This is a genomic window from Collimonas sp. GW821-FHT02H07 (assembly GCF_059421505.1).
In genome coordinates this window covers 46,129-61,355 of sequence record NZ_JBWKVC010000017.1, presented here as the reverse complement: position 1 = coordinate 61,355, position 15,227 = coordinate 46,129, and the positions used below count along the sequence as shown (strand labels likewise).

Here is a 15,227-nt window from a genome sequence, read left to right as displayed (position 1 = left end):
ATGCTTGAATTTACCCTGATAAAAACCGAAGGCAAAGCCCGTCGCGGCCGTCTGAAACTGAACCACGGCACGGTTGAAACGCCGATTTTCATGCCGGTCGGCACTTACGGCTCGGTCAAGGCGATGTCGCCGCTGGAGCTGGTCGAGATCGAGGCGCAGATCATTCTCGGCAATACCTTTCATCTATGGCTGCGGCCCGGCACCGAGGTGATCGATAAATTCAACGGCCTGCACAAGTTCATGGGCTGGGACAAGCCGGTCCTGACCGATTCCGGCGGCTTCCAGGTGTTTTCGCTGGGCGCGATGCGCAAGATTACCGAAGAGGGCGTGAAATTTTCCTCGCCGATCAATGGCGACAAGCTGTTCCTCTCGCCCGAGGTGTCGATGCAGATCCAGAAATCGCTGAATTCCGACATCGTGATGCAGTTCGATGAATGCACGCCCTACGAAATCGACGGCCGTCCCGCTACCAGCGAGGAGGCGGCGCAATCGATGCGCATGTCGCTGCGCTGGGCCAAGCGTTCCAAGAACGAGTTCGACCAGCTGGAAAATCCGAACGCGCTGTTCGGCATCGTCCAGGGCGGCATGTTTGAAAACCTGCGCGACGAGTCGCTGGCCGGCCTCGAAGATGTCGGTTTCCATGGCATCGCCATCGGCGGCCTGTCGGTCGGCGAGCCGAAGGAAGAAATGATGCGCGTGCTGGAGCATATCGGCCCGCGCCTGCCGGCCGACAAGCCGCACTATCTGATGGGCGTCGGCACGCCGGAAGACCTGGTGGCCGGCGTCGAAAACGGCGTCGACATGTTCGATTGCGTGATGCCGACCCGTAACGCCCGCAACGGCTGGCTGTTTACCCGCTTCGGCGACCTGAAGATCAAGAATGCCCGCTACAAGGACGATGAAAAGCCGCTGGACGAAACCTGCGGCTGCTACGCCTGCCGCAATTTTTCGCGCGCCTACTTGCATCATTTGCATCGCACCGGCGAAATCCTTGGCGCGCGCCTGAATACGATACACAATCTGCATTATTACCTGGATCTGATGAAAAATATCCGGGCAGCGCTGGACGTCGGGCAGTTCAGCGTATTTGTGACTCAGTTCCACCTGGACCGGGCGCGCGGCGTATAAAGAAGTGGATTGCCTGGCGGAAGTATGTATTTTGCAACTATTTCCCGCCAAACGGCTCTAAGCACACTGGTCCAATCTGCCGACGCCTACTATAGTGGCAGCGGGTTGGCCGATTTTCCCGGCAATATATAGCGCCGGGGAGCGGCTGGATGGTTGCATGCCGTTACCCAATGCTAGAATGCTGGGCTATTTTCAAACTATTACCTGGAGCAACTCGTGTCAATTATTTCTAGCGCTTACGCGCAAACTGCACCTGCGGCTACCGCGGCTGCTGGCCCATTCGGCCTGAGCGGCAACCTGACCAGCTTTTTGCCGATCATCCTGATGTTCGTGGTGCTGTACTTCCTGATGATTCGTCCGCAAATGAAGCGTCAGAAAGAACAGAAAGCCATGATGGATGCGCTGGGCAAGGGCGATGAAGTCGTGACGGCCGGCGGCATGCTGGGCAAGATCACCAAGGTTGCCGACGGCTACGTCACCCTGGAAATCGCCAGCGGCACTGAAGTCGTGGTGCAAAAGGGTTCGGTCACTACATTGCTGCCAAAGGGCACGATCAAGACGGCACTGTAAGCAGGCGCCCGACTGATGGAACGAGAGCATCCAGGCGGGTGCTCTCTTCAAATGTAAAGTCCGGAATAAAAAAGAGCCAGGCGGCGCAATGCCACAAACGCAGTACCGCAAGACATTGCACGCGGGGCATCGGCTGCATCAACCATGCAAGCAAGAGACTCCCTCTGAGACTCTCACAGAACGCTGAATCAATATGAATCGCTATCCTCTCTGGAAATATATTCTGATCGTCGTCGCGCTGCTGTTCGGCGTGCTGTACACCATACCGAATCTTTTTGGCGAATCGCCGGCGGTACAGGTCAGCAGCGGCAAATCGACCCTCAAGGTCGACAGTTCGCTGGCCGATCGGGTGTCGCAAGTGCTGAAGCAAGGCAATTTGTCGACCGACAGCGTCACGTTTGAGAACGCCGGCGCCCAAGGCACGGTACGCGCCCGTTTCCACGATACCGACACCCAGTTCAAGGCCAAGGCCCTGCTGGAACAAAACCTGAATACCGACCCGACCGATCCGGTCTATGTGGTCGCCTTCAACCTGGTGCCGAATACCCCGCACTGGCTGCAAGCCATCCATGCGTTCCCGATGTACCTGGGCCTGGACTTGCGCGGCGGCGTGCACTTCCTGATGCAGGTCGACACCAAGGCGGTCATCAACAAGCGCCTGCAAGGTTTGCAAGCCAGCGTCCGCAGCGAATTGCGCGACAAGGATATCCGCTACAGCGGCATCAACCGCAATGGCGACACCATCGAAATCAGTTTCCGCGACCAGGATACGCTCAACAAGGCGCGCAATATCCTGACGCCGCAGCTGACGGAAATGTCGATCCAGATAGCGCCGCCGGTTGCCGGTTCCGATCCGATGCTGACCGCGTCGCTGAAGCCGGAAGCGCTCAAGCAGATCGTCGACAACGGCGTTACTCAAAACATCACCACGCTGTCGAAGCGGGTCAATGAGCTGGGCGTGAGCGAACCGATCATCCAGCGCCAGGGCGCGGACCGCATCGTGGTGCAGATGCCTGGGGTGCAGGACGTCTCGCGCGCCAAGGACATCATCGGCCGTACCGCGACGCTGGAAGTGCGCATGGTGGACGAATCGGTCACGCGCGGCACCGAAGCGACTGCCGCCATCCCGTTCGGCTCCGAACTGTTCAAGGTCGGCAAGAATGCGCCGGTAGTGCTGTACAAGGACCCGGTCCTGACCGGCGACTATATTTCCAGCGCCGCCGTCAGCTATGACCAGAACCAGCAGCCTTCAGTCAGCCTCGACCTCAACGGCGACGGCGGCCGCAAGATGCGCGACGCGACCCGCGGCAAGGTCGGCAAGGCAATGGCGATCGTGCTGTTTGAAAAAGGCAAGGGCGAAGTCCTGACCGTGGCGACGATCCAGAGCGAGCTCGGTTCGCGCTTCCAGATCACCGGCATGGGCTCGACGGAAGCGGCGGCCGACCTGGCGCTGCTGCTGCGCGCCGGTTCCCTGGCGGCGCCGATGACCATCATCGAAGAACGCACCATCGGCCCGCAACTGGGCGCCGAGAACATCAAGAAGGGTTTTGACTCGACCATGTACGGTTTTGCCGTGATCGCCGCGTTCATGATCATCTATTACATGTTGTTCGGTTTCTTCAGCGTGCTGGCCTTGTCGGTCAACCTGCTGCTGCTGATCGCCGTATTGTCGACTCTGCAGGCCACCCTGACCTTGCCAGGTATCGCCGCGATTGCGCTGACCCTGGGTATTGCGATTGACGCCAACGTGCTGGTGAACGAACGTATCCGCGAAGAACTGCGTAACGGCAATTCGCCGCAGGCTGCGATCTCGATCGGCTTCGACCGCGCCTGGGCCACCATCCTGGACTCCAACGTCACCACCCTGATCGCCGGCCTGGCATTGCTGATTTTCGGTTCCGGCGCGATCCGCGGCTTTGCCGTCGTGCACTGCCTGGGCATCCTGACGTCGATTTTCTCGGCGGTGTTCGTCTCGCGCGGTTTCGCCAATCTGTGGTACGGCCGCAAGAAGAAACTGACCAGCTTGTCGATCGGCCAGATCTGGAAGCCGACGGCTTAAGCTGCAGTCTCGAATCGGGACCGCGATAGATATTCAATAACGTTGCCGCCGCGCTTCATCAGCGCGCCGGCACAGCAAGAACCAGTGGTGTGAACCAAAAGGAATGTGATGGAACTTTTCCGTATCAAAAAAGATATTCCGTTCATGCGCCATGCATTGATATTCAATGCGATTTCGGCGCTGACGTTTGTATTCGCCGTATTCTTCCTGTTCTCGAAAGGCCTGCATCTGTCGATCGAGTTTACCGGCGGTACGGTGATCGAGGTCGCCTATTCCAAGCCGGCCAATATCGAGAGCATCCGCAAGACGGTCGAAGGTCTCGGCTATACCGATAACCAGGTGACCAACTTCGGCACAGCGCAAGACGTCATGATCCGCTTGCCGGCCAAGAAAGGTGAAGACTCGGCTGCGCAAAGCGCCACGGTGCTGACTGCCTTGCAAAAGCAGGACGCCGATGTGACCCTGAAGCGCACCGAGTTCGTCGGTCCGCAGGTGGGCGACGAGCTGGCGCATGACGGCTTGATGGCGCTGCTGTTCGTGGTGATCGGCATCATGATCTACCTGGCCATCCGCTTCGAATGGAAGTACGCGGTAGCGGCGATTATCGCCAACTTGCACGACGTGGTGATCATTCTCGGTTTCTTCGCCTTCTTCCAGTGGGAATTCTCGCTGACGGTATTGGCGGCGATTCTGGCGGTGCTGGGCTACTCCGTGAATGAATCGGTAGTGGTGTTCGACCGCGTGCGTGAAACCTTCCGCGACCGCCGCTTCGGCAAGCTGGCGGTGGCCGATGTCATGAACCATGCGATCACCAGCACCATTTCACGTACCATCATCACCCACGGCAGCACTGAAATCATGGTGTTGTCGATGTTCGTGTTCGGCGGTCCGGCGCTGCACTATTTTGCACTGGCCCTGACCATCGGTATTCTGTTCGGCATCTACTCTTCGGTATTCGTGGCGGCAGCGGTAGCGATGTGGCTGGGCGTCAAGCGTGAAGATATGATCAAGCCGATCAAGGAAAAGGATGACGTTGATGGCGCGGTGGTCTAAGCGTCTGCAGCAATAAAAAAACCAGCCTGCGGGCTGGTTTTTTTACGGGCAAAAAAATGGCTGCCGGTCTGGCAGCCATTTTTTTGTTGCTGTTACTTAGATCTTCTTCGCCAGTAGCGCAGCATGTCCGATGTAGTTGGACGGCGTCATTGCCAGCAGATGATCCTTGGCTTCCTGCGGGATTTCCAGCTTGAGGATGAATTCGCGCAGCGCATCCTCGGAAATGCCCTTGCCGCGGGTCAGGTCTTTCAGCTGCTCGTAGGGATTCTCGATGCCGTAGCGGCGCATCACGGTCTGCACCGGCTCAGCCAGCACTTCCCAGGTTGCGTCCAGGTCTTCACCCAGGCGCGCCGGATTCACTTCCAGCTTGTTCAGGCCGCGCAGGCAGCTGTCGTAAGCCAGGATGGCATAGCCGAGGCCGACGCCGATATTGCGCAGCACGGTGGAATCGGTCAGGTCACGCTGCCAGCGCGACAGCGGCAGCTTTTCCGACATATGCTTGAGCACGGCATTGGCCATGCCCAGGTTGCCTTCGGAGTTTTCAAAGTCGATCGGGTTGACCTTGTGCGGCATGGTCGACGAACCGATTTCGCCGGCCTTGGTGCGCTGCTTGAAATAACCCAGCGAGATATAGCCCCAGATGTCGCGGTTCAAGTCGAGCAGGATGGTGTTGCTGCGGCTGATGGCGTCGAACAGCTCGGCCATGTAGTCGTGCGGCTCGATCTGGATGGTGTAGGGATTGAATGTCAGGCCCAGGCGCTGCTCGATCACGTCCTTGGAGAAGTTCTCCCAGTCGAAGTCGGGATAGGCGGACAAGTGGGCATTGTAGTTGCCGACCGCGCCATTCATCTTGCCCAGGATTTCCACTGCGCCGATACGCTTGACCGCGCGTTGCAGGCGCGCCACGACATTGGCGATTTCCTTGCCGAGCGTGGTCGGGCTGGCCGGCTGGCCGTGGGTGCGCGACATCATCGGCAGTTCGGCGTTGGCATGCGCCAGTTCGGTCAGCTTGGCGATCAGCTGCTGCAAGGCTGGCAACAATACGGTGTCGCGCGCCGCTTTCAGCATCATGCCGTGCGAGGTGTTGTTGATGTCTTCCGAGGTGCAGGCGAAGTGGATGAATTCCGACGCTGCCACCAGTTCAGGCACGTCCTTGACCTGTTCCTTGAGCCAGTACTCCACGGCCTTGACGTCGTGGTTGGTGACGGCTTCGATGGCCTTGATGCGCTCCGCATCGGCTTCGCTGAAATCGCTTGCCAGTTTGTCGAGCAGGGCGCCGGCGCTGGCCGAGAAGGGCTTGATTTCGGCAAAGCCGGCATTGGATAATGCTTGCAGCCAGGCAATTTCAACCTTGACCCGGTGGTGCATGAAGCCGGCCTCGGACAGGATCGGGCGCAACTTGTCGGTTTTGGCAGCGTAGCGGCCATCCAGCGGGGACAGGGCGGAAAGCGTGGTAAGAGACATGATAGTGACGGCTATAGAGGTGGATGACGGGTGGATCAAGATAAGGCTGGTGCGGCGATAGTTTCCATAATGCAAAATGAAACAAGGCCGGGCAAAAACAAGCGAAACCGAATTTTACCATTTGCACCGTGGTAAATATGCCGCTTTACGCACAGGCCTGGTTGGCAATGAACAAAGTCGCCAATGTCGAATGCTATAATCAGCCAACATTTTTTACCATAAGTGACATATGAAGCTGATCGGTTCCCTGGGTAGTCCTTTTGTTCGCAAAGTCCGCGTCGTGATGGCGGAGAAGAAGCTTGATTACGACTTTGTGCTGGAGGACGTGTGGGCGCCTGATACCAAGATTCAGGCTTCCAACCCGCTGGGCAAGGTGCCTTGCCTGGTGATGGAAGATGGCGGCGCGATGTTTGATTCGCACGTGATCGTCGAGTATCTCGATACCCTGACGCCGGTCGGCAAGCTGATCCCGATCAATAGCCGCGAGCGTTCCGAAGTCAAATGCTGGGAAGCGCTGGCCGACGGCGTGCTGGAAGCCGGTGTGCTGATTCGCCTGGAAGGCACGCAACGGCCGGAGGAATTGCGCAGCCAGGCCTGGATCGACCGCCAGCAGCGCAAGATCGACGCCGGCCTGAAAGCGATGTCTGCCGGCCTGGCGGAAAAGCCGTTTTGCTCGGGCACGCATTATTCGCTGGCTGACGTGGCGGTGGGCTGCGCGCTGGGCTGGATCAGTTTCCGCTTCCCGGAAATCAACTGGCGCGAAGACTATCCGACGCTGGCCAAGCTGTTCGAGAAACTGTCCGAAAGGCAGTCGTTCAAAGATACTGTTCCGCAATAAGCCAGCATCAGATTACAATCATTAACAATGACAACGCAGAATTTTCCTTCCACATGCCAGGCTGCCGCTATCAGCGCAGCGGCATTGTGCCGCGTTGTCAAAGCAAAAAAACAGCAGCTCATCTGACCGGAGCGCGCTGTTCCGTCAGATGGGCGACGGAACAGCAGGCTCTCGGTAAATTATCCCGCAGGCAAACTCCCTCGCACCTCTGAACGGGCCCTAAACGGTCAATTCCTTGAGGAGTTTTGTCATGTCGATTTTTACTGGTATCTGGGTGCCGCTGGTGACGCCGTTTTGCCATGGGCAGGTGGATCACGCCGCCTTGCGCAAGCTGGTGCATCGTTACGCCGAGGCAGGCGTGAGCGGCCTGGTCGCGCTCGGCACCACCGGCGAAGCCGCGGCGCTGGACCAGCTTGAACAGCGCGCCGTGGTCGCCACCGTCGTCGAAGCCGCCGCCGGCTTGCCCGTGATTGTCGGCTTGGCCGGCAACCATAGCGGCCAGCTGCGGGAAAGCTTGCTGCATTTCAGCGCCGCAGATATTGCCGGCTTCCTGATCCCGGCGCCTTACTATGTGCGGCCCTCGCAGCAAGGCCTGCTCGATCATTTCAGCAGCCTTGCCGACGCTAGCCCCTTGCCGCTGGTGCTATACGACATCCCTTACCGCACCGGCGTGCAGATCGAACTGCAGACCCTGCTGACGCTGGCGGCGCATCCGCAAATCCAGGCGGTGAAAGACTGTTCCGGCTCGCCGGCCACTACCCAGGCCGTGATTGCCGACGGCCGTCTGCAAGTGCTGGCAGGCGAAGACGGCAACGTTTTCAATACCTTGTGCATGGGCGGCAGCGGCGCGATCGCGGCCTCGGCGCATGTGCAGCCGCAACGTTTTGTCGCTTTGTATCGCGCCGTCAGCGAGCAGCGCCTGCATGACGCGCGCGCTATCTTCCATGAGCTGGCGCCATTGATCCGCTTGATGTTTGCCGAAGCCAGCCCGGGACCGCTGAAGGCCATGCTGGCGCAGCAGGGCTGGATCAGCGACGAGCTGCGGGCGCCGATGACCAAGGCAAGCCCGGCCTTGCGCGCGCAGCTGCAGCAGTTCGCATAGTGTTGATTAAACGGCAGGCCCTGCTTTTTTCGGCGCAAAGAAAGTCGACGGCGACTGGCCGAAGGTCTTCTTGAACATGGCGGAAAACGCCGACTGGCTGGCGTAGCCGAGTTCGGCCGCGACCAGCGACAGCGGCATGCCGCGCGCGATCATCGGCGCGGCATGCGCCAGCCGCACCTGCTGCCGCCACTGGCCGAAGGTCATGCCGAGATCCTTCTCGAACAGGCGCGCCAGCGTCCTTTCCGAAGCGCCGGCCTGGTCCGCCCAGGCGGCTAGCGTCATGCCGGAGTCGGGCGCCTCGATCAAGGCCTGGCAGATGGCCTGCAAGCGTTTTTCGGTAGGCAAGGCGACCCGTATGCCCGGCATCTTGGCCGCCACCAGCTCATCCAGAATCAATTGCGTCAGCAGCGATTCGCGCACGCTGTCAACGTCGGCCTCGGTCAGGGCGGCGATCAGTTCGCGCAGCAGGCTCGAGACTTCCAGCACGATGCATTCCTGGCCGGCAAACGGATTGGCGTCGGCGTGGATGTACAAGGCGCGCAACTGCGATTTTTCCATGGTGGCGATTTCATGCACCAGTTGCGGCGGAATCCAGATCGCTCGCAGCGGCGGCACAATCCAGGTGCTGTTGCCGACCGTGACGCGCAGCACGCCCTCGGGCGCATAGGTGACTTGGCCCCAGGGATGGGAGTGGGCAGGCAGCAGCTTGGCAGCGCCCAGGTCACGGGCGCGCAGGCGCACCGGATGGCGAGCGTCGGGCACTACATCGAGTAAGCCGATGGTGGTGTGGGTCAGGATGTTGGCTGGCATAGGATGAAAATTGACGGAAATGCGACAAATTATGTCTTTCTATCTTAAAACAGTCTTCCTCTTTTTGCTTACACTTCAGTCTTGCGAATGATAAGCAGTAGTCCGGCTGCAGCCTGGCCGCTTTGTTGTCCTTTTTGTTCGCGCCTCTTCCCAACTATCAGTTCATCGCCATGCAAACCGCTGCCAAGCAGATTTCCCCCGCGCTAGGGTCGCAGGATGCCGAGAAAACCGGTTTCCGCGTACTCGGCGCCATCAGTTTCGCCCACTTCCTCAACGACATGATCCAGTCGCTGATCCTGTCGATCTATCCGCTGCTGAAAGGAAACTTCAATCTCAGTTTCGCGCAGATCGGCCTGATCACCCTGACTTACCAGATCACGGCATCGATCCTGCAGCCGCTGGTGGGGCTGTACACCGACAAGCATCCGAAACCGTATTCGCTGGCGCTGGGCATGGGCTTCACGCTGGTCGGGCTGCTGCTGCTGTCGGTCGCGCCAAGCTACGGCATCCTGCTGCTGGCGGCTGCGCTGGTGGGCACGGGCTCCTCCATCTTTCATCCAGAATCATCGCGCGTGGCGCGCATGGCCTCGGGCGGCCGCCATGGCCTGGCGCAGTCGATCTTCCAGGTCGGCGGCAATGCCGGCAGTTCGATGGGACCGCTGCTGGCGGCATGGGTGGTGATTCCACACGGCCAGAGCAGCATCGCCTGGTTTTCCGGCGCGGCATTGCTGGCGATCCTGGTGCTGTGGCAGATCGGCAACTGGTACAAGCGCAAGCGCCTGGAAGCCAAGGGCAAGCCTGCCAAGGCGCAGCATCACTACGTGGCGCTGCCGCGCAAGAAGGTCATGTTCTCGATCGGCATCCTGCTGCTGCTGATTTTCTCGAAGTATTTTTACATGGCCAGCCTCAGCAGCTACTTCACGTTTTACCTGATCGATAAATTCCAGTGTCGGTGCAGGCAGCGCAGCTGCATCTGTTCGTATTCCTGTTTGCGGTGGCGGCCGGCACCGTGCTGGGCGGTCCGATCGGCGACAAGGTCGGCCGCAAGCTGGTGATCTGGGTCTCGATCCTGGGCGTGGCGCCGTTCACCCTGATGCTGCCCTATGCCAATCTGTTCTGGACCGGCGTCCTGACCGTGATCATCGGCGTGATCCTGGCGTCGGCCTTCTCGGCGATCCTGGTGTTCGCTCAGGAACTGGTGCCGGGCAAGGTGGGTACGGTGTCAGGTCTGTTCTTCGGCTTTGCCTTCGGCATGGGCGGCATCGGCGCCGCAGCGCTGGGCAAGCTGGCCGACATGACCAGCATCGGCTTTGTCTACCAGGTCTGTTCTTTTCTGCCGCTGATCGGTTTGCTGGCGATGTTCCTGCCGAATCTTGAAGGTCATCGGCGCAAGGCGGCCGGCTGACGGCGGATCAGGCCGAACCATGAAAAAAGCGCGCTGTTGCCGGCGCGCTTTTTTATTGCCGGAGCAAGGCCATTATTTCTTCTGTTTTGCAGTCCACTGTTCCAGCGCCTGCAAGGTATTGGCGACATGCTTGTCCGGATCCATGCTGCTGTATTCATAGACGATGCTGCCGTTCGGCGCGATCACATAGGAAACCCGGTCGGCATAATTGGTTTTGTAGAGCAGCACCGAATCGTAGGACTTCATGATTTTCTGATCGGTGTCCGCAGCCACGGCGAATTTGCTGCGGCATTCGCTCACTGAAAATTTGTTGAGGGTATCGATATTGTCGGCGGAAACGCCGATCACGGTGGCGCCCAGCGCCTTGTATTTGTCGACGGCCTCGGCAAACATATGGGCCTCGATGGTGCAGCCTTTAGTGAATGCCGCAGGATAAAAATACAGCACTACCGGCCCTTTTTTCAATTCGTCGGCCAGGGAGTAGCTGAACACCTTGCCGCCGAGCGAGGCCTGGGTGGTGAATGTGGGCGCCTGGTCACCGGCCTTGAGGGCGGCAAAGGCCGGTGCTGCAACAGAACTACAGATCAATAGCGTGGCAATCAGTCGTTTCATGGTGACTCCTGGTTAAAGATAAGCACCATCATGCTGCGAGTTGCGAGAGTTGTCCAATCACATGTTCAGTCTGGAATGTCGGGCTGGTAATACAGTTTCCAGGCTGTTGCCGTTGTTAGCGCCAGCCTCTGCCGCCCCAACCGTGGCCGCCCCAGCCACGGCCACCCCAGCCGCGATAGTAGCCAAAGCCGATGTCGACGCTAGGCGCCACATACACCGGCGCCGGTGCGTAATAGCCGCCGCCGTAATAATCGCCGCCATAGTAGCCGTTACCGCCATAAGGCACGGCGACGCAGCCGCCGAGCAGCAGGCTGGCTCCCAGCGCTGCGCTTGCTAATAGTAATTTTTTCATGATGCCCTCCGTCCATGCAACCAATGCAGGTTCGATTTAAGGGTAGCAGATAAGTTCAGGGTGGGAAGCGCGCCATGTATCACGCCAGAATGGCTGACCAGGGGAGTATATAGCGATTGAGGGTAAAACAGAGGCTGGATAAGTTGATTTTCAACATACCCCACCTAGTATACCGGCGGGGCATGGTAAATCATGTGCTACTTTTACAAACGGTAACCAAATACCCGGTGGAACTGCTCATCGATTTCCGCACGGCTGGGCGCATGGTTTTGCGGTCCCTGATGGGCAATCTTGATGCTGCCCAACAAGCTCGACAGGCGGCCGGTAGTGGCCCAGTCCATGCCGTTGCTGAGACCGTACAGCATGCCGGCGCGGAAGGCGTCGCCACAGCCGGTCGGATCCAGGACCCGTTCAGCCTGGACGCAAGGGATGTCGATTTTTTTACCGTCGGTATAGATCTCGGCCCCGAGTTCGCCGCGCGTGACGACCAGCGCTGAAACGCGCTCGGCGATTTGCGCCAGCGTCAGGCCGGTGCGCGCAGCCAGCATCTCCGCTTCATAGTCGTTCATCGCGATATAGGTGGCGAGTTCGATGAAATGCTTCAGCTCGTCGCCGTTGAACATCGGCATGCCTTGGCCCGGATCGAAGATCAGCGGAATGCCTTGCGCCACGCAGTCTTCCGAATGCTGCAGCATGCCGTCGCGGCCGTCCGGGGCGACGATCGCCAGCTTCACCGGACCTGCGTCAGCCACTTTGTTTTCGTGCGAATAAGTCATCGCGCCCGGGTGAAAGGCAGTGATCTGGTTATTGCCGGCATCGGTGGTGATGAAGCATTGCGCGGTGTAGATCGATTCGATGGTGCGTATCGATTTACGTGTAATGCCTTGCTGATCCAGCCGCTGCAGATAGTCGCCGCCATCGTGGCCGATGGTCGCCATGATTTGCGGCGAGCCGCCCAGCAGTTTCAGGTTATAGGCGATATTGCCGGCGCAGCCGCCGTATTCGCGGCGCATGGTCGGCACCAGGAAGGAGACGCTGATTTTGTGCAGCTGGTCTGCCAGCAGCGCATCCGAGAATTTGCCCGGATATTGCATGATGACGTCGAAAGCCAATGAACCGCAGATGAGAGAGGTCATAGTTAAATAGGAAGCTTGCTGGTTGGCGCGTTAGCCCGCGCAAATATTAGGGCCTGTTAACATTGGATTTGAGAGATGCGTTCCAAGCAAAACGTGTGCTGGCAAGGCGCGTGGCGTAGCTGGGGCTGGTGCCCCAGCAAGCCATGCAACGCGGCCAGCGCACGTTTTGCTTGGAACCCTCCGGGAACGGCTGCAGGCGTCACATGGCGTTGTTGCGACTCCTTGCCGTAGCACCGCTACGTCGCGTCGTCGCGCCTAGCCCTGTAACGCCTGCCGCGCGTTCGCACTCCCAAATCCAATGTTAACAGGCCCTAAGGATAAAACAGATATACACGATAACCGGAAGCCTTGAGCTGCAACAACTCAAAGGTTACCTTGACCGGCTGTTCCTGGTCGCTGGCAAAGCCCTGCGCCAGATTGGCCGATGGATTCAGATAGTCATGCGGCGCAAACACGCGCCGCGCGATAGGCTTCTCGTTGGCATCGTTGAGGGTCAGTTCGATATTGGGCCAGGCTTGCACGGTGTCGCTGTGGTTGCGCAGCAGCAGGTTCAGCGAAAACAGGTTGCGCGCCGGGTCGAGCGCCTGCAATTCATTGGCTTCAAACGAAATGCTGTCGATCTTCATCGGCAGGCCGACGCTGCAGCCGATTTTTGCGCAGGCGCTGGTCAGCGCCGGCTTCAGCTGCGGCATGCGGGCGGCGAGCTGGTCGCGGAAAAAATAGGTGGACTGGCCGGCCAGGCCGAGCAGCAGCAGGGCGCTGATGCCCCACATGGCGCCGCGCAGGGTGCCGCCGATGCGTTGCTGGCGTCGTGCGCTGAGCACGAAATCAGGTTCATCGGCCAAGGGTTCTTCTGCTTCAACCGCCTTCTCGCGGTTCTTTTTCTTGCCGCTTTCCGCGCCATCGGCAGCGCCGGACGCCGATGCGGCGGCGTTCTTTTCGCCACGCCATGGCTTGCGCTGCAACTCGTCGATGATGCGGTCGAGTTCGTCGTCGTCCTGGTTGACCGCTGTCTCGCCATTTTTTGCCTTGGCTGCCAGCGTATAGTCGTCTTGTCCGGCCACATGCATCAAGGTCATGCGCGCCATCTGTTCTTCCGGTTCATCGTCGGCATGGCGATGCCAGACGTTTGGCGCCGGCGTGTCGGCGCTTTCCTCGCCGGTTTCGCTGGCGGACGGTTTGATCAGGCCGAACGGCGTGTGATGGACATCGGCAGGAGCGGACTGGCTGGTTTCCTCGGCGATGCGCAGGTCTTCTTCGAGGCCGTCGATAGCGGCTTCGACCCGGGTGCTGCTCGGGCTAGCGGTTTTCGCTTCAGGGACGCTGGCCGGCGCGGCGATGCTTGCGGCCGGCGGCGGGTGAGCGGCCGTTACGGCAATCGCCGCGCTGGCTTCCTGCGGCGGTTCCGGCTCTGGCTCAGGAGCGAAAGGCTCCATGTAAACACGTGCAGCCGGTTCGCTGGCAACTTGCGGGGTTTGCACTGCTGCGTGACTGACGGGGGCCTGGGCGGCAATTGCCGCGGTGGCAGCCGGCGCAATTGCGGCCTGTTCCGGCTCTGGAGAAGATGCAGCGTCCGGTGCTGCCACGGGGGCAGCCAGTTCAGGCCGCACCAGGTGTTCGATGCCGTTGAATACTTCGCGGCAGCTACCGCAGCGGACCAGGCCGCCGCGCAGCTTCAGCTGGTCGTTGGCGACCCGGAAGGTGGTTTGACAATGCGGACATTGGGTCGCGAGCGCCATGGCGTGCGGCTTAGTTAGGCGTGTTGCGAGTGCCGGACAGCGCGACCCAGCCGTCCTGCTCGGCCCACACCGTCAGCGGCAGCCATTGCGCATAGGCAGCGATGACGTCGTTGGCCTGTTCGGCCAGCACGCCCGACAGCGTCAGGCTGCCGCCGGCCGCAACGCGGCTGCACAGCATCGGCGCCATCAGCTTGAGCGGACCGGAGAGGATGTTGGCGACCACGATGTCGTAGACCTGCGGCGCAGCCTGCTGGCTGCTGAAATCTTCCGGCAGATAGTAGGCGACCTCGCAATGGTTGCGTTCGCTGTTGTAGCGCGCGGCATCGATGGCGTGCGGGTCGATGTCGACGCCGATCACGGTGGCGGCGCCGAGCTTCTTGGCGACCATGGCCAGGATGCCGGAACCGCAGCCGTAGTCCAGCACCGTTTGCGGCTTGTGCAGCGGTACATTGATTTCCAGCCACTCCATGCACAAACGGGTGGTCGGGTGGCTGCCGGTGCCGAAGGCGAGGCCGGGATCGAGTTCGAGGATCAGGCCGTTGGCGTCTGGTGCATCGTGCCAGCTTGGCACTACCCAGATGTTCTTGCCGATATGGATAGGATCGAATTGCGATTGCGTCAGGCGCACCCAATCCTGCGCCGCTACCGGGCGCAGAGAATAGGGTGGCACTGCTACGCCGCAGGCTGCGGCAGCGTTGCCGACGATGGCGGCATGGTCGGCGTCGACCTCGGCCAGGGCCACTACGCGGCTGCGCTGCCAGGCCGCTTCTTTCGGCTCCATGCCGGGTTCGCCGAACAAGGGCTGCTCGTCGGGCGTACCGAGGTCGGCATCTTCGACCGAGACCGACAGGGCGCCAGCCTCCATCAACGCGTCCGACAGGGTCTCGGCGTCGCTCAGTGCTACTTCAATAACAATTTCGGTCCAGCTCATCAGATGCCTTACAGTGCGTGATGGATTT

Annotated in this window: 13 protein-coding genes and 1 pseudogene; 7 read left to right on the top strand and 7 right to left on the bottom strand. The window is 59.8% G+C overall.

Annotation, left to right across the window (positions count from 1 at the left end; translation table 11 throughout):
• From tgt to secF, 4 genes are all read left to right on the top strand, one after another.
• A complete protein-coding gene (gene tgt, locus AC07V8_RS22085; RefSeq protein ID WP_211444811.1) occupies positions 1–1,128 on the top strand; it encodes a tRNA guanosine(34) transglycosylase Tgt in 1,128 nt (375 codons plus the stop codon).
• Between the two features lie 216 nt (positions 1,129–1,344).
• Complete coding sequence (gene yajC, locus AC07V8_RS22080) at positions 1,345–1,698, top strand: preprotein translocase subunit YajC (RefSeq protein ID WP_211444812.1); 354 nt, start codon at positions 1,345–1,347, stop codon at positions 1,696–1,698.
• 193 nt (positions 1,699–1,891) lie between these two features.
• Positions 1,892–3,757, top strand: a complete 1,866-nt coding sequence (gene secD, locus AC07V8_RS22075; RefSeq protein WP_494680548.1) for a protein translocase subunit SecD — start codon at positions 1,892–1,894, stop codon at positions 3,755–3,757.
• Between the two features lie 108 nt (positions 3,758–3,865).
• Positions 3,866–4,810 carry a protein translocase subunit SecF gene (gene secF, locus AC07V8_RS22070; protein WP_098495474.1) on the top strand — a complete coding sequence of 315 codons (945 nt, stop codon included), beginning with the start codon at positions 3,866–3,868 and terminating at the stop codon, positions 4,808–4,810.
• A 96-nt stretch (positions 4,811–4,906) separates the two neighbouring features.
• Here secF and purB read toward each other — a convergent pair whose 3' ends face one another.
• Entirely contained in the window at positions 4,907–6,274 is a 1,368-nt protein-coding gene (gene purB, locus AC07V8_RS22065) for an adenylosuccinate lyase (protein WP_494680547.1), read from the bottom strand.
• Positions 6,275–6,503: 229 nt separating this feature from the next.
• Between purB and AC07V8_RS22060 the strand changes: the two genes are divergently transcribed.
• Both AC07V8_RS22060 and dapA read left to right on the top strand, forming a co-directional pair.
• Complete coding sequence (locus AC07V8_RS22060; RefSeq protein ID WP_494680546.1) at positions 6,504–7,112, top strand: glutathione S-transferase N-terminal domain-containing protein; 609 nt, start codon at positions 6,504–6,506, stop codon at positions 7,110–7,112.
• A gap of 250 nt (positions 7,113–7,362) precedes the next feature.
• Positions 7,363–8,214 (top strand): 4-hydroxy-tetrahydrodipicolinate synthase, encoded by an 852-nt coding sequence (gene dapA / locus AC07V8_RS22055; RefSeq protein WP_494680545.1) that lies wholly within the window; start codon positions 7,363–7,365, stop codon positions 8,212–8,214.
• A 6-nt stretch (positions 8,215–8,220) separates the two neighbouring features.
• Here dapA and AC07V8_RS22050 read toward each other — a convergent pair whose 3' ends face one another.
• Positions 8,221–9,024: an AraC family transcriptional regulator gene (locus AC07V8_RS22050; protein ID WP_494680544.1), complete on the bottom strand. Its 804-nt coding sequence runs from the start codon at positions 9,022–9,024 to the stop codon at positions 8,221–8,223.
• A gap of 170 nt (positions 9,025–9,194) precedes the next feature.
• Here AC07V8_RS22050 and AC07V8_RS22045 point away from each other — a divergent pair.
• Positions 9,195–10,429: pseudogene (locus AC07V8_RS22045) on the top strand (MFS transporter).
• 72 nt (positions 10,430–10,501) lie between these two features.
• Here AC07V8_RS22045 and AC07V8_RS22040 read toward each other — a convergent pair.
• The 5 genes from AC07V8_RS22040 to prmA form a co-directional block, all read right to left on the bottom strand.
• Positions 10,502–11,041: a peroxiredoxin gene (locus AC07V8_RS22040; RefSeq protein WP_494680543.1), complete on the bottom strand. Its 540-nt coding sequence runs from the start codon at positions 11,039–11,041 to the stop codon at positions 10,502–10,504.
• Between the two features lie 115 nt (positions 11,042–11,156).
• Positions 11,157–11,393 carry a hypothetical protein gene (locus tag AC07V8_RS22035; RefSeq protein ID WP_494680542.1) on the bottom strand — a complete coding sequence of 79 codons (237 nt, stop codon included), beginning with the start codon at positions 11,391–11,393 and terminating at the stop codon, positions 11,157–11,159.
• Between the two features lie 203 nt (positions 11,394–11,596).
• Entirely contained in the window at positions 11,597–12,529 is a 933-nt protein-coding gene (locus AC07V8_RS22030) for a carbohydrate kinase family protein (protein ID WP_494680541.1), read from the bottom strand.
• A gap of 311 nt (positions 12,530–12,840) precedes the next feature.
• Positions 12,841–14,268 carry a DUF3426 domain-containing protein gene (locus tag AC07V8_RS22025; protein ID WP_494680540.1) on the bottom strand — a complete coding sequence of 476 codons (1,428 nt, stop codon included), beginning with the start codon at positions 14,266–14,268 and terminating at the stop codon, positions 12,841–12,843.
• A 10-nt stretch (positions 14,269–14,278) separates the two neighbouring features.
• Positions 14,279–15,199: a 50S ribosomal protein L11 methyltransferase gene (gene prmA, locus AC07V8_RS22020; protein WP_494680539.1), complete on the bottom strand. Its 921-nt coding sequence runs from the start codon at positions 15,197–15,199 to the stop codon at positions 14,279–14,281.
• Positions 15,200–15,227 lie beyond the last annotated feature (28 nt).